17 protein-coding genes and 2 pseudogenes are annotated in these 19,283 nt (G+C 58.1%); 12 read left to right on the top strand and 7 right to left on the bottom strand.

The window, feature by feature from the left end; genetic code table 11:
- The first annotated feature begins 64 nt into the window (after positions 1 to 64).
- The 6 genes from FRZ40_RS03555 (at position 65) to FRZ40_RS03530 (ending at position 5,868) form a co-directional block, all read left to right on the top strand.
- Positions 65 to 646: a flavin reductase gene (locus tag FRZ40_RS03555; RefSeq protein WP_147233371.1), complete on the top strand. Its 582-nt coding sequence runs from the start codon at positions 65 to 67 to the stop codon at positions 644 to 646.
- A 37-nt stretch (positions 647 to 683) separates the two neighbouring features.
- Positions 684 to 2,237 (top strand): 4-hydroxyphenylacetate 3-hydroxylase family protein, encoded by a 1,554-nt coding sequence (locus FRZ40_RS03550; RefSeq protein WP_028370236.1) that lies wholly within the window; start codon positions 684 to 686, stop codon positions 2,235 to 2,237.
- 92 nt (positions 2,238 to 2,329) lie between these two features.
- Positions 2,330 to 2,920 carry a malonic semialdehyde reductase gene (locus FRZ40_RS03545; protein WP_028370235.1) on the top strand — a complete coding sequence of 197 codons (591 nt, stop codon included), beginning with the start codon at positions 2,330 to 2,332 and terminating at the stop codon, positions 2,918 to 2,920.
- A 31-nt stretch (positions 2,921 to 2,951) separates the two neighbouring features.
- On the top strand, positions 2,952 to 3,767 hold the full coding sequence (locus FRZ40_RS03540) for an FAD synthetase family protein (protein ID WP_240057073.1): 816 nt from the start codon (positions 2,952 to 2,954) through the stop codon (positions 3,765 to 3,767).
- 89 nt (positions 3,768 to 3,856) lie between these two features.
- On the top strand, positions 3,857 to 4,921 hold the full coding sequence (locus tag FRZ40_RS03535) for a maleylacetate reductase (RefSeq protein WP_028370233.1): 1,065 nt from the start codon (positions 3,857 to 3,859) through the stop codon (positions 4,919 to 4,921).
- Positions 4,922 to 5,037: 116 nt separating this feature from the next.
- Positions 5,038 to 5,868 carry an intradiol ring-cleavage dioxygenase gene (locus FRZ40_RS03530; RefSeq protein ID WP_028370232.1) on the top strand — a complete coding sequence of 277 codons (831 nt, stop codon included), beginning with the start codon at positions 5,038 to 5,040 and terminating at the stop codon, positions 5,866 to 5,868.
- A 25-nt stretch (positions 5,869 to 5,893) separates the two neighbouring features.
- Here the strand turns inward: FRZ40_RS03530 and FRZ40_RS03525 are convergent, their stop codons facing one another.
- Complete coding sequence (locus tag FRZ40_RS03525) at positions 5,894 to 6,832, bottom strand: LysR family transcriptional regulator (RefSeq protein ID WP_028370231.1); 939 nt, start codon at positions 6,830 to 6,832, stop codon at positions 5,894 to 5,896.
- A gap of 347 nt (positions 6,833 to 7,179) precedes the next feature.
- Here FRZ40_RS03525 and FRZ40_RS03520 point away from each other — a divergent pair.
- Positions 7,180 to 7,332, top strand: a pseudogene (locus FRZ40_RS03520) (IS6 family transposase); the annotation flags it as partial.
- Positions 7,333 to 7,759: 427 nt separating this feature from the next.
- On the top strand, positions 7,760 to 9,463 hold the full coding sequence (locus FRZ40_RS03515) for a methyl-accepting chemotaxis protein (protein ID WP_147234760.1): 1,704 nt from the start codon (positions 7,760 to 7,762) through the stop codon (positions 9,461 to 9,463).
- A gap of 105 nt (positions 9,464 to 9,568) precedes the next feature.
- On the opposite strand, the gene FRZ40_RS03510 is transcribed toward FRZ40_RS03515, so the two are convergent.
- The 6 genes from FRZ40_RS03510 to FRZ40_RS03485 all read right to left on the bottom strand — a co-directional run bounded on the left by FRZ40_RS03510 (position 9,569) and on the right by FRZ40_RS03485 (position 14,821).
- Positions 9,569 to 10,330, bottom strand: coding sequence for an IclR family transcriptional regulator (locus FRZ40_RS03510; protein WP_028370229.1), 762 nt, complete (start codon positions 10,328 to 10,330; stop codon positions 9,569 to 9,571).
- Between the two features lie 95 nt (positions 10,331 to 10,425).
- Positions 10,426 to 11,178, bottom strand: coding sequence for an amino acid ABC transporter ATP-binding protein (locus tag FRZ40_RS03505; RefSeq protein ID WP_147233369.1), 753 nt, complete (start codon positions 11,176 to 11,178; stop codon positions 10,426 to 10,428).
- On the bottom strand, positions 11,175 to 11,822 hold the full coding sequence (locus FRZ40_RS03500) for an amino acid ABC transporter permease (RefSeq protein WP_028370227.1): 648 nt from the start codon (positions 11,820 to 11,822) through the stop codon (positions 11,175 to 11,177). The genes FRZ40_RS03505 and FRZ40_RS03500 overlap by 4 nt, the downstream gene beginning before the upstream one ends.
- 22 nt (positions 11,823 to 11,844) lie before the next feature.
- On the bottom strand, positions 11,845 to 12,564 hold the full coding sequence (locus FRZ40_RS03495) for an amino acid ABC transporter permease (RefSeq protein WP_147233367.1): 720 nt from the start codon (positions 12,562 to 12,564) through the stop codon (positions 11,845 to 11,847).
- A gap of 49 nt (positions 12,565 to 12,613) precedes the next feature.
- Entirely contained in the window at positions 12,614 to 13,447 is an 834-nt protein-coding gene (locus FRZ40_RS03490) for an ABC transporter substrate-binding protein (protein WP_028370225.1), read from the bottom strand.
- Positions 13,448 to 13,951: 504 nt separating this feature from the next.
- Positions 13,952 to 14,821 (bottom strand): MurR/RpiR family transcriptional regulator, encoded by an 870-nt coding sequence (locus FRZ40_RS03485; RefSeq protein WP_028370224.1) that lies wholly within the window; start codon positions 14,819 to 14,821, stop codon positions 13,952 to 13,954.
- 343 nt (positions 14,822 to 15,164) lie between these two features.
- On the opposite strand from FRZ40_RS03485, the gene ggt reads away from it, so the two are divergent.
- The 4 genes and pseudogenes from ggt (at position 15,165) to FRZ40_RS44905 (ending at position 19,160) form a co-directional block, all read left to right on the top strand.
- Entirely contained in the window at positions 15,165 to 16,913 is a 1,749-nt protein-coding gene (gene ggt, locus FRZ40_RS03480; protein ID WP_147233365.1) for a gamma-glutamyltransferase, read from the top strand.
- Between the two features lie 148 nt (positions 16,914 to 17,061).
- A pseudogene (locus FRZ40_RS44910) lies at positions 17,062 to 17,148 on the top strand (cold-shock protein); the annotation flags it as partial.
- Between the two features lie 495 nt (positions 17,149 to 17,643).
- A complete protein-coding gene (locus FRZ40_RS03465; RefSeq protein ID WP_051446610.1) occupies positions 17,644 to 18,348 on the top strand; it encodes an SGNH/GDSL hydrolase family protein in 705 nt (234 codons plus the stop codon).
- Positions 18,349 to 18,935: 587 nt separating this feature from the next.
- Positions 18,936 to 19,160 (top strand): hypothetical protein, encoded by a 225-nt coding sequence (locus FRZ40_RS44905; protein WP_028370222.1) that lies wholly within the window; start codon positions 18,936 to 18,938, stop codon positions 19,158 to 19,160.
- Positions 19,161 to 19,283: the final 123 nt, after the last annotated feature.

Below are 19,283 nucleotides of genomic sequence, written 5' to 3'. Positions count from 1 at the left end.
TATTTGTCACGCGACGAGCGGCTTCAGGAAATGAGTTCGCTCTGAATTGATCGGGAGATGCGCTATGTCGGATACGCAGCAAAGGCAGGCATTGGCGAATGCCTCGGCAATGGTGACATTGCAGGAAACGCCACCGGCGGCAGCCGGTGCCGAAGTGAGCGCCGCCGAATTTAAGAACGCGCTGTCCAGGGCGATCACGCCGGTGACGATCCTGGCCACGGACGGCCCGGGTGGCAGGGCCGGCGTGACCTGCTCCGCTGTCTGCTCAGTATGCGACACACCGCCGACTGTGCTGGCTTGCGTCAATCGAAAGAGCTTTGCCAATGGCGTCATCAAAGCGAACGGAATACTCACTGTGAACTGGTTGAGCGCAGATCAACGTGAGTTATCCGACCTTTTCGCGGGTGTCGGTGGACTTTCGATGCCAGAACGGTTTGCAAAAAGTCAGTGGGGAACGCTGGCGAGCGGCGCGCCATATTGCAAGGAAGCAATGATGACGCTCGACTGTCATGTCGTCGACGCGATCGAAGTCGGGACACACAGTCTTATCTTCGCGCGCGTCATGGCAACTGCTCAAGCAGAGGGGCGTCATCCTCTGGCCTATTACAAACGGGCTTACGCAACGGCTCAACCCGCAACGTCTTGAACATTCGTTCTCAATTCAACACTCGAAGGAACCAATCATGATTAGAACCGGTCGCCAATACCTCGAATCCCTGAATGACGGGCGTCAAGTCTGGGTGGGAAATGAAAAGATCGACAACGTCGCCACGCATCCGAAAACGCGCGACTATGCGCAGCGCCATGCAGACTTTTACGACCTGCATCATCGGCCCGACTTGCAGGACGTCTTGACATATGTCGACGAGAACGGCAAGCGTCGTTCAATGCAATGGTTCGGTCATCACAACAAGGATCAGCTTCGGCGCAAGCGGAAGTACCACGAAACGGTGATGCGTGAAATGGCGGGCGCGTCCTTCCCGCGCAGTCCCGACGTGAACAACTATGTATTGCAGACGTACCTGGATGATCCGACGCCGTGGGAAACGCAGTCCATTGGCGCGGAAGGTCGCATCAACTCAAAGAACATCGTCAATTTCGTCAACTTTGCAAAAGATAACGACTTCAATTGCGCGCCGCAATTCGTCGATCCACAGATGGACCGTTCCAATCCGGATGCACAGGCGCGTTCGCCCGGACTTCGGATCGTCGAAAAGAATGAGAAGGGAATCGTGGTCAATGGTGTCAAGGCGATTGGCACGGGCGTCGCCTTTGCAGACTGGATCCATATCGGCGTGTTCTTCAGGCCGGGCATTCCGGGCGAGCAGGTCATTTTCGCGGCGACTCCTGTCAATGCCAAGGGCGTGACGATCATCTGTCGGGAAGGCCTGGCGAAGGAAGACCCGATCGAACACCCTCTGGCGTCACAAGGCGATGAACTCGATGGCATGACGCTTTTCGAGAACGTGTTTATTCCGTGGTCGCATGTCTTTCACATCGGCAATCCGGAGCACGCCAAGCTCTATCCGCAGCGCGTGTTCGACTGGCTCCATTACCATGCGCTGGTGCGCCAGATGGTCCGCGCGGAACTGATGGCCGGGTTGGCTGTACTTATCACCGAGCATATCGGAACCAGCAAAATCCCGGCGGTCATGACACGCGTGGCAAAGTTGATCGGGTTTCACCAGGCCATGCTGGCGCACGTCATCGCGGCGGAAGAACTTGGCTTCCATACACCGGGCGGCCACTACAAGCCGAACATTCTGGTCTACGATTTTGGCCGCGCGCTGTATCTCGAGAACTTCTCGCAGATGATCTACGAACTGGTTGACCTGTCCGGTCGAAGCGCCCTGATTTTCGCCAGTGAGGATCAGTGGAACGATGAAAAACTCAACCCGTGGTTTGAACGCCTGAATAGCGGACCCGTTGGCAAGCCACATGACCGCGTTCGGATTGGCCGCGTGATCCGTGATCTGTTCTTGACTGACTGGGGTAGCCGCCTGTTCGTCTTCGAGAACTTCAACGGCACGCCGCTGCAGGCCATTCGTACATTGACAATGCAGCGTGCGGAATTCTCCGGAACCGGCCCGTACGCAAAACTCGCCCGCAAGGTTTGCGGGATCGAAGCGGAAGTCGACAACAACAGCGACTACAAGGCGACCGCCGATTACGCCAAGGCGCTAGATTCCGCGCGTCACCAGGAATCGCTCGCGCTAAGCGGCACGATGGCTATCTGAGAGCCGCAAGCCAATCTGAGGCAGTGTTCAAAACGCGATGCAGGTACCGTGCGTCTGCACGGTACCGACTATCTATAGGAAGGTGATAAATCATGGTCGACGATGTCTTTCTGGACCGCGTGTTTCGCAAGGGCCGCAGCCAAAACGGATGGCTCAACGAGCCGGTATCCGACGAACAGCTGAAGCAGGTGTACGAACTGATGAAATGGGGTCCCACTTCGGTCAATTGCTCACCGGCTCGAATCGTTTTCGTGCGCAGCGAAAGCGGCAAGGCGAAACTGAAGGATGCGCTCAGCCCCGGTAATGTCGACAAGTGCATGACGGCGCCCGTGCTTGCGGTTATCGGCTACGAGACCCGTTTCTATGACGATTTGCCCAGGCTCTTTCCGCACAATCCGGCCGTCAAGAGCTGGTTCGAGGGCGCCGAAAAATCTGACTTCGCCGAAACAACGGCCTTTCGAAACGGGACGCTGCAGGGGGGATACCTGATTGCCGCGGCGCGCGCAGTCGGACTCGATTGCGGTCCCATGTCGGGATTCGACAATGCGAAAGTAGACGCCGCAGTGTTCACCGGCACCTCGATCAAATCGAACTTCATCTGTGGATTAGGTCGCGGCGATTCGACCAGAGTATTTCCTCGCAGTCCCCGCCTTTCGTTTGAAGAGGTTTGCAAGGTTATCTGATCTACTGCTGATGGACTGATGGGAGGCTTCGATGATAGTCATCTCCGATCTACGCGAATTCAAGCTATCCGGGTCGGCGGTATCGATCGGGATGTTCGATGGTGTTCATCGCGGGCACAGATTTGTGCTGCGGCAGTTGCGTGAGCGCGCCTCGTCTGTGCAGACTCCCGCAGTCGTCGTCACATTCGATCCGCATCCGCTCGCGACGTTGCGACCGGGCTCTTGTCCGGCGCTGTTATCGACACTTCAGAATCGGATCGAATTGTTGGCGTCTACCCGTCAGGTCGACTACTGTCTCGTTCTGAGATTCGACCGCGAGCGAAGCACTGAGTCAGCGGATGATTTTGTGCGGAAAACGCTGGTCGACATGCTCGGAATGCGATCGCTGATCGTCGGCGAAAATTTCGCGTGCGGAAGTGGCCGCCGCGGAAATATCGAGTACTTGCGAGATCTTGGCGCCTGTCTCGGGTTCGATGTTTGTCCCGTTCCGTTGCTGCGCGACGAGTACATCGGAAACGGTGTGCATTGCTCCTCGACCGAAACGAGACGGCTCATTCAGCAAGGCGATATTGCCAGCGCCAATGCAATGCTGGATCGACCGCATGAACTGTCGGGAACTGCGGCCGGATCGAATGTAGCGGCTTGCCGCGTGGCAGATATCGTGCTGCCCGGCGTCATGTGCTCTCCGCCCGCGGGTGACTATGCGGGAGCCGTAAAGAAGCAGAACGTGGGGGGGCATGGACGGCCGCCATCTTGCAGGTTCAAGAGCGAAAGCCGCAGGTCGATGTGCGCAATGTCCGGCTGCTTGTCGAGAAGGACATCGATATCGCGCCTGGCGATGCCGTGAGCGTCCGCTTCCTCGACAGCGCGCGGCCAGGCGTGAACCGCGCTGGCAGCGCCGCGATGGTTGATGTGAGATGAAGGGCAATCACGATCATGAATGATTTCACCTATACAAGCCATTCACAGCGGGTTGTCTTTGGCGCTGGCGCGCTCAACCGGCTCGAAGCGGAAGTCGATCTGCTTGGCGCGCGTCGCGTGCTGGTACTCGCGACACCTGAGCAGCGCAAGGACGCGGAACGCATCGCAGCAATCCTCGGCGTTCGCGTCGCGGGTCTTTTCGACAGAGCCGTTATGCACGTACCCATCGAGGTTGCTCGCGAAGCGCGCGATCTGGCGCGCAAACTCGACGCCGACTGCGCGGTAGCGATCGGCGGCGGCTCGACGACAGGGCTTGGGAAAGCCATCGCACTGGAATCGGACTTTCCGATTCTCGCTATACCCACGACCTACGCGGGCTCCGAAATGACGCCCATCTATGGAATAACGGAAGCGGGTTTGAAGAAGACGGGACGGGATAATCGCGTCAGGCCGAAGACAGTGATCTACGATCCCGAACTCACCTATTCGCTGCCGCTACCGTTGAGCGTTAGCAGCGCAATCAATGCGATAGCCCATGCTGCAGAGGCGCTTTACGCGCCAGACGCAAATCCCATCACGGATATGATGGCCGTCGAGGGTATCGCTGCCATTGGACGCGCGCTTCCGCTGCTGACGCGCGGTGATGAAGTCGCGAATATTCGACGTGGCCGGGCGGACGCACTTTACGGCGCATGGCTGTGTGGATCGGTGCTAGGCGCCGTGGCGATGTCTCTCCACCACAAGCTGTGCCATACCTTGGGCGGCAGCTTCAACCTGCCGCACGCGGAGACGCATACGATCATTTTGCCGCATGCGCTGGCGTACAACGAGACGTCCGCCGCGGCTGCGATGGAACGCATCGCGGGCGCGCTTGGCGGAACCCGCGCGGCTCAGGCTGTTTTCGATCTGGCGAAAAACAGTGGCGCCCGGCTGGCGCTAAAAGATATCGGAATGAAAGCGGCGGATCTCGATGAAGCTTGCTCGATAACGATGGAGAATCAATATGCCAATCCGCGTCCGCTCGAAAAAGCAGCGATCAGGCAGTTGCTTCAACATGCGTACGAGGGCGTGCGGCCGTAAATTTAACAGTACGAATCGCTGCATGCGTGGTTGAGGCTTGCCTCAAGTCGCTTCAAGGCAACCGTCGACGGACTCTTGCAGCTGGTCAGGAACTCACCAAACAACTGGAGGCTAACATGCGCAACCTCAACGAACAGACTGTCACGCGGGCGGTTCTCGACCTTATCGCCGATACCCCAAATCATCGTTTGAAATACGTGTTCACGAGCCTCATCACGCATCTGCATGGCTTTGCGCGCGACGTCAAACTGACCGAAGAGGAATTGCAGGCCGGAATTTCATTTCTCACGGCGACTGGACAAAAATGCAACGATAAACGCCAGGAATTCATTCTGTTGAGCGACGTGCTCGGACTGTCGATGCTGACGGTCGCGATGAACAACAAGAAGCCGGAGGGGTGCACGGAGTCGACTGTCTTCGGGCCATTTCACGTAGAAGGCGCGCCCGAGTATGAGAACGGCGCCGACATCGCCAATGGCGCGGCGGGAGAGCCTTGCATGGTGCGAGGCACCGTGAGGGATCTTGACGGCAACCCTATAGCGGGGGCGCAGCTGGAGGTCTGGCAAGCCGATGCGACGGGCAACTATGACGTTCAGTATCCAGATCTCGATACCCACCGGGGGCGAGGCTTGCTCAGATCGAAGCAGGACGGCAGTTTCGAATTCCGTACGGTGGTGGCCGTTGCCTACCCAATTCCAGTCGATGGTCCGGTGGGTGATTTGTTGCGTGCTACGGGACGTCATCCCTGGCGTCCCGCTCACCTTCATTTCATGATAAAGGCAAAAAACTACCAGACCTTGGTTACACACGTGTTTCGTAACGGCGACCAGTATCTGGATTCGGACGCGGTGTTTGGCGTTCGGCAGACGTTGGTAGCTGACTGGATCAGGCAGCCAGACGGTGGCTACACGTTGACTTACGACTTTGTGTTAAATCCTGTCGGCTAACGCGCACCGCGATTCTTGCGTCGCATTACCCTGGTGTCGAAAAGAGTTTGCGAAACACCGCACGAAGCCATTGATTGCCGGGCTCGAGGTGACAGCGGTCGTGCCAGTACTGGGCGATTTCGAGCTTCGGCAATGCGAGCGGCGGCTCAACCAGTTGCAAATCAAGATCGTGACTCATGGCAACGGCGAGATTCCTTGGCACAGTCGCGATAACGTCGGAGTACTTGGCTATCAGCGCTGCGGACGTGAAGACAGGCACGCGGCAGACGATATTGCTGCGTGGTACTTCGGACTCGATAAGCCGCTCAATTGCCAGATGTTCATGCCCTGTTCCCAGCGCCGATACGAGCGCATGTTTTTCCCCTATAAACTCTTCCTTGGTCGGATGCGTCCCAATGCGGGGATGACCTTTACGTGTGACGCTAACGTAGGTTTCAGTCCACAGAGGGACCCGCCGGATACCCATTGTCAAAGAGGGGAAGGACCCGATCGCGAGGTCGACCAGACCTGATTCGAGCCAAAGGTCGAGGTGTTGCGCGTCGCATGGAATCGACTGCACACATATGCCAGGCGCTTCTACGGCGAGGTAGTTCAACAACTTCGGGAAGATTTTTATTACCCCCGCGTCAACCAGGAAGAAGCTGAACTTCCGCGTCGATGTCTTTGGGTCGAATGACGCATGCTCTGAACGCAGCGTGCGAAGCCGCTGCAATATCGCTCTCACCGGTTCGGCGAGTTCGAGCGCTTTCGGTGTCGGTTCCATGCGCAGCGCTACTCGCACGAAAAGCGGATCGCCGAAGTAAAGCCTCAACCGCGCCAGCGTTTTGCTTAACGCTGGTTGTGAAAGATTGAGTACCCGTGCGGCTTTTGTGAGGCTGTGCTCAGTCAGGAGGACGTTGAATACTTGCAGTTGGTGCAGATCGAGTTCGACATCGCCTTCACTTCGTTGCGGAAGAGTGTCCATGCGTTGGCAGCCCTATCGATGACAATCCGTTGGCTGGACTGTACCTCATCAAATAATCGATGCCACTCGGAGTAATCCTCTACGTCGGACTTCTGTCACCTAAGAATCTGGCTACAGCGCCTTTCAATTGCTGAAATTGATAAATTCAAAATCGATTTTTCTTTTATCTGACTTTGCAGGTATATTCAAAGCAATAGCGTGGTAGTGAAATGAGTGGAGGCGTAGCAGTATGAAGCACGGTCCAACCGGCCGAAGCCATGCGACGATGTCGAATATCGTCGCCGCTTTTGGGGTATAAGTCATGAAGGTGTTCTTACGTTGGCGAGATGTTCGCGTAGCATGATGCGATGACGACGAAAACGAAATCGCCATATCACGGCCACCGATTCCCGGCGACGGTCATCAGCCACGCGGTGGGCTAGTACTTCAGGTTCCAGCTCAGCCTGCGCGATATCGAAGAGTTGCTGTTCGAGCGCGGCGTGACGGCCAGCTATGAGACGACATCGCAGAACCTTCCAATGTCTACCGGTTGGTAATCGTCGAGGGGATCATGAGATCGGGCAAGTCAACGAGCATGCGGTTCATCGCGAAGCATTTGGCAGAAGCAGGGAGACCGGCGCTGCCTGTTCACGAGAAAACCGACCCGCATCCAGAACGGGCGACGGGCGAATTCGAACACTCCCTATCAAAGACACCGACGCGACGGCCAAAGTGTCCGCATTGCACGCTTGAAAACGAGACGCACGCAACGTTTGCGACCTGACTTGGCGCCGACCGTGCAGGCGCAGTCAGGATACCCCTACGTTATTTTCAGAAAATCCTGACCGGCCGCTGCGCTACAAGGATCGATGTCGCCGCCGTTTACGTGGATAGGTGGCGGGAAACTGGCTCTGTCCTGCCTTTTACACGTTGCTTTCGGGGGCGGAAATGCGCGCTTTCGCAGGGACCATCAAGTTGAGGATCATCGTCGTGATGGGAGCGTGCGTCGTCTTGATGGCGGCAGTCGGGCTCTTCGGCGTATTTGGCATTGCCAGATTGAATTCGGCTGTCAAGGCGTCGTATTTCGAGAATACGGTGCCGATCATCGAGCTCGACAACATGCGCGTCGCCCAGTTGAACACGCGGCTTCAGTTGCGCCGCATTCAGGTCTTCCGCGATGCCGGGAAGACGCGCGCAGCGGTCGATGTGATTCACGCGGACCTGGAAAAGTTACAGAAGGCCTGGGGCGCCTACTATCCCGGCAGTGTTTCGAGCGCAGAAGAGCGCGCAGTTGCGGAGAAGATCAATAGCGAATTGCCGCGATACGTTGCGATGACCAACGAGATCATCAGCGCTGCCGGTAGTGGCAACAGTGACGCGATTGCCTCGGAAGTCGACAGGCATGCCGCGTTGTCCAACGGCCTGATGGACGCGATTGCCGATGACGTTGCGCTGAAGCAGAAAGAAGCAAAACAGTCGACCGATGACAGCGAAGCGATGTTTCGGGCCATCATCGGCGTCGCAATCAGCCTGGTGGCGCTAGGTCTCGCATTGTCGGCAGGCATGTCGGCTTACTTGCTGCGGGCCATCCTGCGACCGCTCAACAAGGCGATAGGCATTGCCAACGGCATTGCAGAGGGCAAGCTGGAAAACCATGTGGTGATCGATTCACGCGGCGAGTACGGATCGCTGCTGAGCGCGCTGAAGAAGATGGATCAGCAACTCACGACGAGCGTACGCGGCATCAAGCGTTCCACTGAGTCCGTGACGGTGGCATCGCGAGAGATTGCCAGCGGCAATATGGACCTGTCCGCACGCACCGAGCAGCAGGCAGCCTCGCTCGAGCAGACGGCTGCCAGCATGACGGAACTCACCGAGACGGTGAAACAGAATGCCGACAACGCACGTGAGGCGAACGGCCTCGCAATCAACGCGACAGGTCTGGCGGACAAGGGCAATGAAGCCGTTCAATCGATGGTGGGTACGATTGAGCGAATCAACGATAGTTCGGCACGGATTTCGGACATCACCGGGGTCATCGAAGGCATTGCGTTTCAGACGAACATCCTGGCGCTGAACGCGGCCGTCGAGGCTGCGCGTGCGGGCGAACAGGGGCGCGGCTTCGCGGTTGTGGCGAGCGAGGTGCGCAGCCTCGCGCAGCGCTCGGCGGCGGCGGCCAAGGAAATCAAGGAACTGATCGGCTCCTCCGTTGCTATGATCCAGGATGGCTCGAAGCAGGCGAGCGACGTGGGCACTACGATGGCGCAAGTCAAGCAGGCGATCAAGCAGGTGTCCGATATTGTGGGCGAGATTGCCGCTGCCTCGGAGGAACAGAGCCGCGGCATCGAACAGGTCACACAGGCAGTCGGTCAAATGGACGAAGTCACCCAGCAGAACGCCGCGTTGGTCGAGCAGGCAGCAGCGGCAGCGCAATCGCTTGAGGAGCAGGCTGCCGGTTTGAAGGACGCGGTCGCAGTGTTCAAACTGGCGGACAGGACGCCTCCCACAGAGATCGCAAAAGTTCCATTGCGCGCGCCGGCCGCGAGAGCAAAACCCGTACGGCACATCGGGACGAAGAAGGCGGTTGTCAACGTACTGCCCGCAGTCGAGGCCGCCGCCAAAGCCGGAGATGCGGAATGGCAAACGTTCTGATGAAAAGCCGAATGCGGCCGATACAGAGAATGCACTCGGTGTCGCCCGGCGCGGGTCGAAGTACACGGGAGTAGTCGGGAAAGGCACTTGCGGCCGCGGCGCAACTCACGTACGCATCGACGGCTGCGACAATGATTTTGCGGAGGCGATCAGATCGTCTAGCATCGCGGCGCGCTTGCTGGGATCGGTGTCGCGTCCTGTCATGAAGCACAGCGCTGCGATGGGCAGGCCGGTACGATCGCGAACAGGTGCGGCCATGCACAGGCGGAACGACATCGACAGGCCCTCTGTGCAGCAATAGCCCTGCGCTGCGGCATCGCGAACGTCCCTCATGAAGTCGTCGAATCCGATGCGGCGGCCGTCGTCCAGCACGTAGTCTTCGTCTGGAATCAACGCGTGAACGTCGTTGTCGGTCAGATGTCCGAGCAACAGCCGGCCCGTTGCCGTCCAGGGAATCGGCACCTTCACGCCGATATCGGAAGTGATGTTGAACGGGCGCGCGCTGTTCTCCGACAGCACCACCGTGTACTTGTTGCCTTCGAGCATGCACAGCTGGGTAGTCTCGTCGTACTTGCGCACGAGACCGAGAATGGTCTGATGCGCGCGGCTGATGAGATCATTGTGCATCGCGTAGTCGGCGCCGTAGTAGTGCATCTCGCGCCCGAAAAACACGCTGCCGTCGGCCGCCGTTTCGAGCCACCCGGCCTCCGTGAGAATCGTGACCAGCTCGTAGACGCTGGAGCGCGGCGCACGCGTTGCCTCGATCAGTTCGCGCATCGTCAGCGGACGCCGTGCAGTATGCAGTTCCCTGAAAATGCCGATCACGCGGTCCACCCCCCGGGCGCGTGACGATTCTGGTGAAGACATTCCGTGGACTCCGTCGGCGATAGGGATCGCAGTTCGTTCTAGTGTTGTCGTCGTTCGTGCTTTCGCGCCTGTTCCCCGCGGATGGCGCCGATGCATCAATGATCGAGCACTCGGTGCAGGAACTGCTTCGTCCGTTCGTTCTGCGGTGTGACGAAGATCTCCTCCGGCGCGCCCTGTTCGGCGATCACGCCCTTGTCCATGAACACGACGCGGTCCGCGGTCTTGCGTGCGAAGCCCATTTCGTGCGTGACGACGACCATCGTCATGCCGTCGCGCGCCAGTCCGCGCATGACTTCCGTCACTTCGCCGACGAGTTCCGGGTCCAGCGCGGATGTCGCTTCGTCGAAGAACATGATGCCGGGCTCGACAGCCAGCGCCCGCGCAATCGCGACACGCTGCTGCTGGCCGCCCGACAACTGGCTCGGATAGTGTTCGGCACGATCGGCGAGGCCCACACGGTCGAGCACGTCCATTGCACGTTTTCGCGCGTCGGCGGGATTCATCCTGCGCGCCTTGATCAGCGCGAGCGTCACGTTGCCGAGCGCGGTCTTGTGCGGAAACAGATTGAACTGCTGAAACACCATGCCCACATGACCGCGGATTTCCTTCGCGCGGCGTACATCATGGAGGGGCACTTCGTTGACCCAGACTTCGCCGGAATCGGCCGTTTCGAGACCGGCCATGATGCGCAGCACCGTGCTCTTGCCCGAACCGGATGCGCCGATCAGCACGAGCACTTCGCCGGGGCGCACTTCGAGATTGATTTCCTTCAGCACCTTCGTCGCGCCGAACGATTTGCTGACGCCGTTCAGGTTGATGACGGGTTTGGACCCGATGGATGTGATCATGACAACACGCTCCTGCGATCATGGTGGCGCACCCACTGCGACAGCGGGAAACACACGACGAAATACAGCACGGCGACGAGTCCATAGATTTCGACCGGCTTGCCGACGCGATCGACGATGGCCTGACCGCCATGCATCAGTTCCGACATGCCGATCATGCTGACGATCGACGTGTCCTTGATCAGCGACAGGTACTGGCCGATCAGCGGCGGCAAGACGATCTTGCCCGTCTGCGGCAACACGACCGAGAAGAAAGTCTGTGTCTTGCTGAGACCGAGAATCTGCGAGACTTCCCATTGCCCTTTGGGCACGGCCTCGATGCCCGAGCGGAACACTTCGGCGATATACGCGCCCTGGTACACGCTCAGGCCGACGACGCCTGCCGCGAACACATCGATCGCATAGCCGAAATAGGACACGCCGAAATAGATGAACATCAGCGTGATGAGCACGGGCGTGCCGCGAAACAGTTCGGTGTAGAGCTTCGCGACGCGCGCGCTGCCCCACGGTCCGAACGAGCGCAACACGGCGGCGAGCAGGCCGATCAGCGTGCCGCCGACAATCGATGCCGCGGAGAGCAGCAAGGTCGCGACCAGTCCCTGCAGCAGGATCGACAGACTGGTCGTCAGCAGTTCGATTGACATGGACGGTTTCCCCTTCGGTGGTTCAGGTGCGGTTCGCCTGACGCGGAATCAGCAGAAGCCGCCGGCGCGTGTGCTGCTTGAGCATGAGGGGCGGGTGGAACACGCGCGCGCCGATCTGTTCCGCGATCCATGACAGGCAGTTGCTCAGGATCAGATACGCGACCAGCGTGACCGAGAACGTCTCGATATAGAGCAGGGTGCGCGCATTGATCACGGTCGCCGTGCCCGTCAGTTCAGGCAACGCGATCGCGGACAACAGCGACGTGCCGAGCAGCAACTGGATCAGGTTGTTGACGATGGCGGGATAGACGGCGCGCGCCGCTTGCGGCAAGACGACCTCGATAAACACCTGCGAGCGGCCCAGTCCCAGAATGCCGGCCGCTTCGATCTGTCCGCGCGGCACCGACTGAATGCCGGCGCGGAAGACTTCCGCCATATACGCGCCCACATTCACGCCGAGCGCAATCACGCCCGCCGTGTACGCACTCAGATTCAAACCCAGCGACGGCAGACCGAAGAACACGATGAATATCTGCAGCAGCACAGGCGTGTTACGGATCAGCTCGATATAGCTGCGCGCGACGACACGCAGCGGTGCGACCCGCGAAGCGCCTGCGAGCGCTGTGAGCAGGCCGAGAATCGGCGCGACGCAAAATGCGAGCAGCGTGACCTGCAACGTGAGCCACGCGGCCTGAAAGAATTCGGGCACATAGCCCCACAGGGTCAGCCATTGATAACTCATCGCCATTCCTTCGCGAAGTCTTACTGGCGCTTGCGCCGCGCGTTCGTGTTCAGAACTGCGGGTTGAGCGGATAGCGGGGCGCGGTGCCGAACCACTTCGTGTACAGCTGCGCGTTTTGCTTCGACGCGTTGATGTTGAACAGGAACAGGTTCAGGTAGTTGAGCCAGACCTGATCGCCCGATTTCACACCGAACGCGTTGTATTCGAGCGGCACGAGGGCTTCGTTGGTGACGGTCAGTTCGGGGTCCAGCTTCGCCTGATAGGCGAGGAAGTTGTTGTCCTCGATCATCGCGTCGGCCTGGCCCTGCTTGACCGCGAGGATCGCGGCTTCCGAGCTGTCGAATTCCTGGATCTTCACGGGGATGCCCAGCGCACGCACTTCGTCGCCGTTCGTCGAGCCCTTGACGGTCGCGATCGTGTGGCCCGACATGTCCTTGACCGACTGAATGCCGCTGCTCTTCTTGACGAGCAGCGCCTCGCTCGCGACGACATACGGCGTCGTGAACGCTATTTCCTTCGCACGTTCGAGGTTGCGCGTGAAGTTGCAGAAGACCACGTCGACCTTTGCAGTCTGCAGATTCGGAATGCGGTTCGCGCTCGTCGTGTTGACCATTTCGAGCTTCACGCCCATCTGCTTCGCCAGCTCTTTCGCGAGATCGACGTCATAGCCGTCCGGTTGTCCGCTCTTGTCGTAGAAGCCGAACGGCGCGAAGGTCAGACAGTCGCCGACACGCAGCGTGCCGCGTTGCAGGACGGCCTGCAAGGTCGAGCCGGTCGCGGCATCCTGGCCGGGCGTCGCGACCTTGGTGCAACCGGTGAGTGCAAGCAGGCCGACGACGGCGGACAAACAGGCGAACCTTACGCTTTCTTTGAACAGTCTCATTTTTTCGACCCTGTGAAAGGAATTCCATCCTGGACGAACTCGCGACGGGAGCGGTTACGGCTGCACGCACGAAAACCGCTGGATCGCGCACTCGACTCTTTGTCCGGTATATCGGAAACGAATCCGGCACAGCAGATGCGGCCCAGTGTTCCACGGAAAAAAACGAATGGCAAGCGGGTATACGAGTGCCTCGCCAAGGCCGTTTGAAGGGCCAGGAGACGGTCTCACCCAGAGGCGATGCAGTCCCCGTTGTGACATGAACGGGGCGTTGCCACAGGGAACTCCTTGCCTGCTATCTCATTTGAAAGAGTGGTCGAGTCGCCTCGACTCGACAAAGGAAAACCTGTCGTGGCGATCGTCTTCGCGTAGGGGTTGGGAGGAGAGGGTGTCGCCCGCTGTCAGGCCGTTTATGCACAGGACACGATTGGGAGTCTGCAAGGTCTGGATGTAGAGCCTCGCTAAAGCGACAGGCAGATTCGATCAGAGTGGGATTGCGGCACGCGGTTAGCAACTGTAGTCTGAAGTCTTAGGACGTCCTTCGGCGCAGAGATATTCAATCAATTCCATTCGCTGCTTGATCGTGTCGGGCAATCTGTTCGTCACACTGATAAGCAGTGCTTCACATAATGCAAGCGCCGGCACCTGGGTTTCAAGCATCGCAAACGGACGGCCTTTGACGGAGAGCACGATCTCAGAGAGCTTTCCGATTGGTGAAATCCACTCGTCAGTTATCAACAGAATTCGTACGCCTTGTCTATGCGCTGCTTCTGCGAATTGCACGCTGCCTTCCTGGTAGCGTCGAAAGTCAAACATCACCAGAACGTCATTGGCGCCCATGTCTGCCAACGCAACTGACGCGATTCTCAGATCAGGTTCAATGTAGCGAACATTCGGACGCATATACGTCAGCGTGTATGAAAACATCGAGGCAAGCGGTGACGTGTAACGTCCCCCTGCACAGAAAATACGCGCCTCAAGTTCGGATAACAGCGAAACGGCGCCATCAAACGCTTTCATATCCAGCCCAAGGATCATGGTATTGAGCGCTTGGGACAGGCGTTGAAAAACGGGCAGGGGGCTTGCATTCTCTATGGGCGCTGAATGGAAAGTGTCCATTCTCGCGAGAGGCGAGTTCATTGCCTCATCGATCTCTTCGTGTAACGCCTGTTGGAATGACGCGTAATTCGGAAAGCCAACTCGAACCACGAAGCGAAGTACGGTTGGATCACTCACACCGGCCTGTTTTGCGACGCCCGCAATTGGCCCCAGGCCCAGGCTGGGGTATCGATCGAGCAACGCCTGCGCAACCTTTTGTTCTGCCGGCGTGAACGTACCCATTTGAGATAACAGCAAGGCCCTGATGTTTGTACCCATTGCGGCTCCCGCTATCGAGTTACTTTGTCGAATCGCCAGTAAGCGCTGCTCTCTGGCCGTCGGCGATCTTATCGCATCAAGGGATGCGGTGAACTTCTTCAGGTAAAAGGGGCTGCATCACGGTAATGTACGTCCATGCATGTAATAAAATCAACATAAATGGACCGGTCAGCGCGTCGGTGGAACGAAAACGCGCGAGTAAACACTAGGTTTTCGTCAGAAAATCTCGCGTGATATCCTCGCGGTCAACCGGAATGTAGTGAATATTACATATCCGGGTTCACGCGTTTGTCTATCGTCAGACATAAAGCGCGCCTGATTCAGATACTCTGGAGACACCCCCATGAGGCGGTTCGTTGCACTCACGCTCTTTGCTGTCCACATTTGCGCATTCGCCGCTTCCGAACCTGCGGTCGAGGCCAAACACGGAATGGTCGTATCCTCGCAGCGCCTCGCATCGGAGATCGGGGTCGAGATACTTAAAAGAGGGGGCAACGCTGTGGACGCTGCCGTCGCCGTCGGCTATGCGCAGGCCGTTACGAATCCCTGCTGCGGCAATATCGGCGGTGGTGGCTTCATGACCATTCACCTGGCCAATGGTCAGGATCGGTTCATCAACTTCCGCGAAACAGCGCCCGCTGCGGCGTCGGCCGACATGTACCTGGATGCATCGGGAAATGTCCGGCCGGGCGAAAGTCTTTATGGCTATCGCGCTGTCGGTGTGCCGGGCACTGTCGCCGGGCTGGATCTCGCCCTGCGCAAGTACGGAAAACTGACGCGCAAGCAGGTGATGGCGCCCGCGATCCGGCTCGCGCGCGACGGGTTCATCCTGACGCGCGGCGACACCGACATTCTCGATACGACGATTCAGCGCTTCAAGTCGGACCCGGATGCAACGCGTATCTTCCTGCGCCCCGATGGTACGCCGCTGCAACCAGGAGACCGTCTGGTTCAGAAGGATCTCGCTCGAACGCTGCAGCGGATCGCAGACCGGGGGCCGGATGCCTTCTATCGGGGAGAAATTCCGAAGACCGTCGAGGCGGCGGCGAAGCGAACTGGTGGGGTCATCACCGCAGAGGATTTTGCTTCCTATCGAGCCGAGGACATGGAGCCCTTGAAGTGCAGCTACCGCGGATACGACTTTGTCTCTGCCCCGCCTCCGAGTTCTGGGGGTGTGACGATGTGCGAGACGTTGAATGTTCTGGAAGGGTATGACATGCGCCGGCTTGGTTACCATTCCGCGTCGACGGTTCACTACATGACCGAGGCAATGCGGCACTCCTATGACGACCGCAACACCCTTCTTGGCGATCCCAAGTTCATCAACAACCCGGTCAGCAAGCTGACGAGCAAGGAATACGCCGCTGACATTCGAAAGCTCATCGGTAGCGATACGGCGACAGCGTCGGTCGACGTCCAGCCCGGTGTCGGTGTGCACGAGAAGCCGGAGACCACGCACTATTCGATCATCGACGAGTCCGGCAACGCTGTTTCAACCACCTATACGGTCAACGGTCGCTTCGGAGCGGTTGTCATCCCTCCAGGAACGGGTTTCTTTCTGAACGACGAAATGGATGACTTCACCGTGAAGGTCGGTGCGCAGAACCTCTTCGGTCTGGTGCAGGGAACGCGCAACTCGATTGCGCCGGGCAAGCGCCCGTTGTCCTCGATGGCGCCGACCATTGTGGAGAAGGACGGCAAGGTATTCATGGTCGTCGGGTCACCGGGCGGTTCGCGCATCATCACCATTACACTCCAAACGGTGCTGAACGTGATCGACTATGGGATGACGCCCCAAGACGCTGTCGATGCCCCGCGCATCCATCACCAGTGGTTGCCGGACGAGGTCTATTACGAGACGAACGGCCTCTCGCCCGACACGCTCGGCATTCTTCGCACCATGGGATACAAGATGGTCGAACAAACTCCTTGGGGCGCGGCAGAGCTGATCCTCGTTGGCTTGCCCGGAACCGAAGTCGCGAGCCGGACGAGTTCGGGCAATGACTCGTCTGTATCCGGCAACGTCCGCGTTGGCTTCGTCTATGGTGTCAACGATCCTCGCCGCCCCGCGGGAGCCGCGGTTGGCTATTGACGGTTCGTTACGTCGCCGGATTCGAGTGTTTGCAGCGCTCGACACATGATCCGGCGACAGAGTGTCGATTTGCCAATGTCACAGCTATTCAGACGTCCAGTGAAGTGAGCGCCGTTGACGCGTAACATCAAACCAGGGTATTCAGGGAATGGCAACTGGCATCGTGAAGCGCTTCGATGACGCAAAGGGGTTCGGCTTTCTCACACCGGACGGCGACAAGGAAGACTTGCTCGCAGGCGTCCGTCTACACCAGCTTTCAGAAGACGGGAACACGGGCGCTGTTTTCACGTACGCACGACGGGAGGACTGAAACCGAATCCCCTCACGCCATTGCGACGGCAATGGGCAGACATCCGAGGCCTAGGGGTCATCTTAGGGCTGTCGACCCCGCTTTCCGGCATGTCTACACGATTGTTGTCGTCGCTCAACGCCCCTGAAAGCGGCCCACGCATTGTCGCCCACGCCAACACGTGTCACCCGCAACGGCAAAAATGAAAGGTCATCGTGGGTCATAAATTGCGGACGCAAGTTGTGGTTGCGGACGCAATCGTAGATCCTGCCAGACGCGAAAACCAGGTGGGGGAAATTGCCTGCTTACCTTTATGCATCGTGACACAAGGGCCTCCGCGGGACCGCCGGACCTGCAGCCTCGGGAATCTGGGTTCGACGTCGCACAGGCGACCGTCGTTCGATCGGGGTACCATGAGGGACGAGGTAGAGGAGCATTGGTATGTCGTTGCAGTCATCGCATCGATCGGCAGACAAGTCGTTATATCCCATCACCATGAGCCGCGAGTTTCGAGTCCTCTTTGTTGGCAATAGCTACACCACAAGAAACGATATGCCAACGATGCTTGCCAGCCTCCTTGAGGCGAGCTTTCCCGGTACACAGGTGAAGGCAGAAGTAATCGCATTTGGCGGAGCATCGCTTGCGGCGCATTGGAACCGAGGCGAGGTCCAAAAGCGTCTAACTGCCCAGAAATGGAATGCAGTCGTGTTGCAGGACCAAAGCACTCGAGCGCTCCGTGCATTGAAAAGCATGCAAGAACATGTGCGACGATTCGTCGATACGATTCAAGTCACCGGTGCGAAGCCGTATTTGTACATGACCTGGGCTCGGAAGAATGATCCGGCGTCGCAGGCAAATATCGTTACCGCGTTTCGGGGTTTGGCTGAAGCGACCGGGGCCAGAATTATTCCAGTCGGCCTGGCTTGGGATCAATTTCAGAGGCTGCGGCCTGAAATCGACCTATATGAATCCGATGGGAGCCATCCATCGGTGATAGGGTCATATTTAGCGGCGTGCACTCATCTTTTTTCGTTTGCCGATATTGAGGCAGTCCCCGATACGCCAGCCGCAAATACATTGAGTGCTCTCGACCTGAATTTGCTCCATCAGGTATGTAGGACGACCGCAGTGTCGGCCGCTGATTAGCCCAACGAGACGGTGTCCCCGCAGAGCCAATCGGTAAGAGCGGAATGCGTGGGGCTGCGCGTCGAATGGAAGTTTTCAGGCTCGCGAAAAGGCAGATAAGGGGTGGCTCTGCCGACCGTATGAGGCAGTGGTCGGCCAACAGGAGACGACCGCATCGACCCGCCTAACGGCCGAATCTGGTGCTAAAGCTAACATTCGCCGTCGCTAGCCTATGGCACATTGTGAGCATTGGCGATTAGTTGAATTAAGCAGGATGCCAAGAGATCGAACCACGTTCGGGGGAACAGATGGCGCACTCACTTGAAGTCCTGTGTTGGACGCGAGGACGCATTTGGCCAACGCTTGCATATTTCACGGTTATATCTGCCAGCAGTTTGAAGTTGTACAAGGGCAGCCATGCGTCGGGTCCATGGATAGTGGCACTCTTCTTGATTTTGGTAGCTGTACCGGTCTGCCGCCTGTTATTTAGAAAGAAGTTTATATTCTCTGGGCAGCCGAAAACGATTCGGTGTGAGTCGCGCTTCGCCGGCATACGGCTAAGAAGCCGCGGTTTAGACCCAACTGCGTTTCTATGGGTTCGCTCACGAATGGGCTCATTCGATCCTCGGGATGCCATCATCGAAATTGGAAAGGAGCATTCCTATGACGCGGTAACGGTGAAAATCATCAAGTATGCGATGACCGAGACGCCCGAGGTGATAAAGACTCGCGCTGAAATCGCCGCGATCCTCGCCATTCAGGATCGCGGACACGAGCACTTGCCTCCTCAGAGGGAATTCTCCAAGGATTATTCAGCGAGCGACCAGCAATGAATGCTCATGCAAACCAGTCAGCCCGTCACCTCTACGAAACTGGATAGCGAACAGACAACATGGGCGTTATCTCCGACGACCGAGAAGGGTCGATTTGGTGCGTTCGCTATTGCCCCGGATTGG

Source organism: Paraburkholderia azotifigens (genome assembly GCF_007995085.1).
Lineage (GTDB): Bacteria > Pseudomonadota > Gammaproteobacteria > Burkholderiales > Burkholderiaceae > Paraburkholderia > Paraburkholderia azotifigens.
The sequence above is the reverse complement of the archived record's forward strand: the minus strand, read 5'-3'. Positions and strand labels throughout refer to the sequence as shown.

Bases quoted from the DNA above. Each gene is read 5' to 3' on its own strand.
- FRZ40_RS03555 (WP_147233371.1), top strand. From the start codon at position 65: ATGTCGGATACGCAGCAAAGGCAGGCATTGGCGAATGCCTCGGCAATG.
- FRZ40_RS03510 (WP_028370229.1), bottom strand. From the start codon at position 10,330: ATGTCTTCACCAGAATCGTCACGCGCCCGGGGGGTGGACCGCGTGATC.
- FRZ40_RS03545 (WP_028370235.1), top strand. From the start codon at position 2,330: ATGGTCGACGATGTCTTTCTGGACCGCGTGTTTCGCAAGGGCCGCAGC.
- FRZ40_RS03535 (WP_028370233.1), top strand. From the start codon at position 3,857: ATGAATGATTTCACCTATACAAGCCATTCACAGCGGGTTGTCTTTGGC.
- FRZ40_RS03540 (WP_240057073.1), top strand. From the start codon at position 2,952: ATGATAGTCATCTCCGATCTACGCGAATTCAAGCTATCCGGGTCGGCG.
- ggt (WP_147233365.1), top strand. From the start codon at position 15,165: ATGAGGCGGTTCGTTGCACTCACGCTCTTTGCTGTCCACATTTGCGCA.
- FRZ40_RS03550 (WP_028370236.1), top strand. From the start codon at position 684: ATGATTAGAACCGGTCGCCAATACCTCGAATCCCTGAATGACGGGCGT.
- FRZ40_RS03515 (WP_147234760.1), top strand. From the start codon at position 7,760: ATGCGCGCTTTCGCAGGGACCATCAAGTTGAGGATCATCGTCGTGATG.
- FRZ40_RS03490 (WP_028370225.1), bottom strand. From the start codon at position 13,447: ATGAGACTGTTCAAAGAAAGCGTAAGGTTCGCCTGTTTGTCCGCCGTC.
- FRZ40_RS03505 (WP_147233369.1), bottom strand. From the start codon at position 11,178: ATGATCACATCCATCGGGTCCAAACCCGTCATCAACCTGAACGGCGTC.
- FRZ40_RS03485 (WP_028370224.1), bottom strand. From the start codon at position 14,821: ATGGGTACAAACATCAGGGCCTTGCTGTTATCTCAAATGGGTACGTTC.
- FRZ40_RS03530 (WP_028370232.1), top strand. From the start codon at position 5,038: ATGCGCAACCTCAACGAACAGACTGTCACGCGGGCGGTTCTCGACCTT.
- FRZ40_RS03525 (WP_028370231.1), bottom strand. From the start codon at position 6,832: ATGGACACTCTTCCGCAACGAAGTGAAGGCGATGTCGAACTCGATCTG.
- FRZ40_RS03500 (WP_028370227.1), bottom strand. From the start codon at position 11,822: ATGTCAATCGAACTGCTGACGACCAGTCTGTCGATCCTGCTGCAGGGA.
- FRZ40_RS44905 (WP_028370222.1), top strand. From the start codon at position 18,936: ATGGGCTCATTCGATCCTCGGGATGCCATCATCGAAATTGGAAAGGAG.
- FRZ40_RS03495 (WP_147233367.1), bottom strand. From the start codon at position 12,564: ATGAGTTATCAATGGCTGACCCTGTGGGGCTATGTGCCCGAATTCTTT.
- FRZ40_RS03465 (WP_051446610.1), top strand. From the start codon at position 17,644: ATGTCGTTGCAGTCATCGCATCGATCGGCAGACAAGTCGTTATATCCC.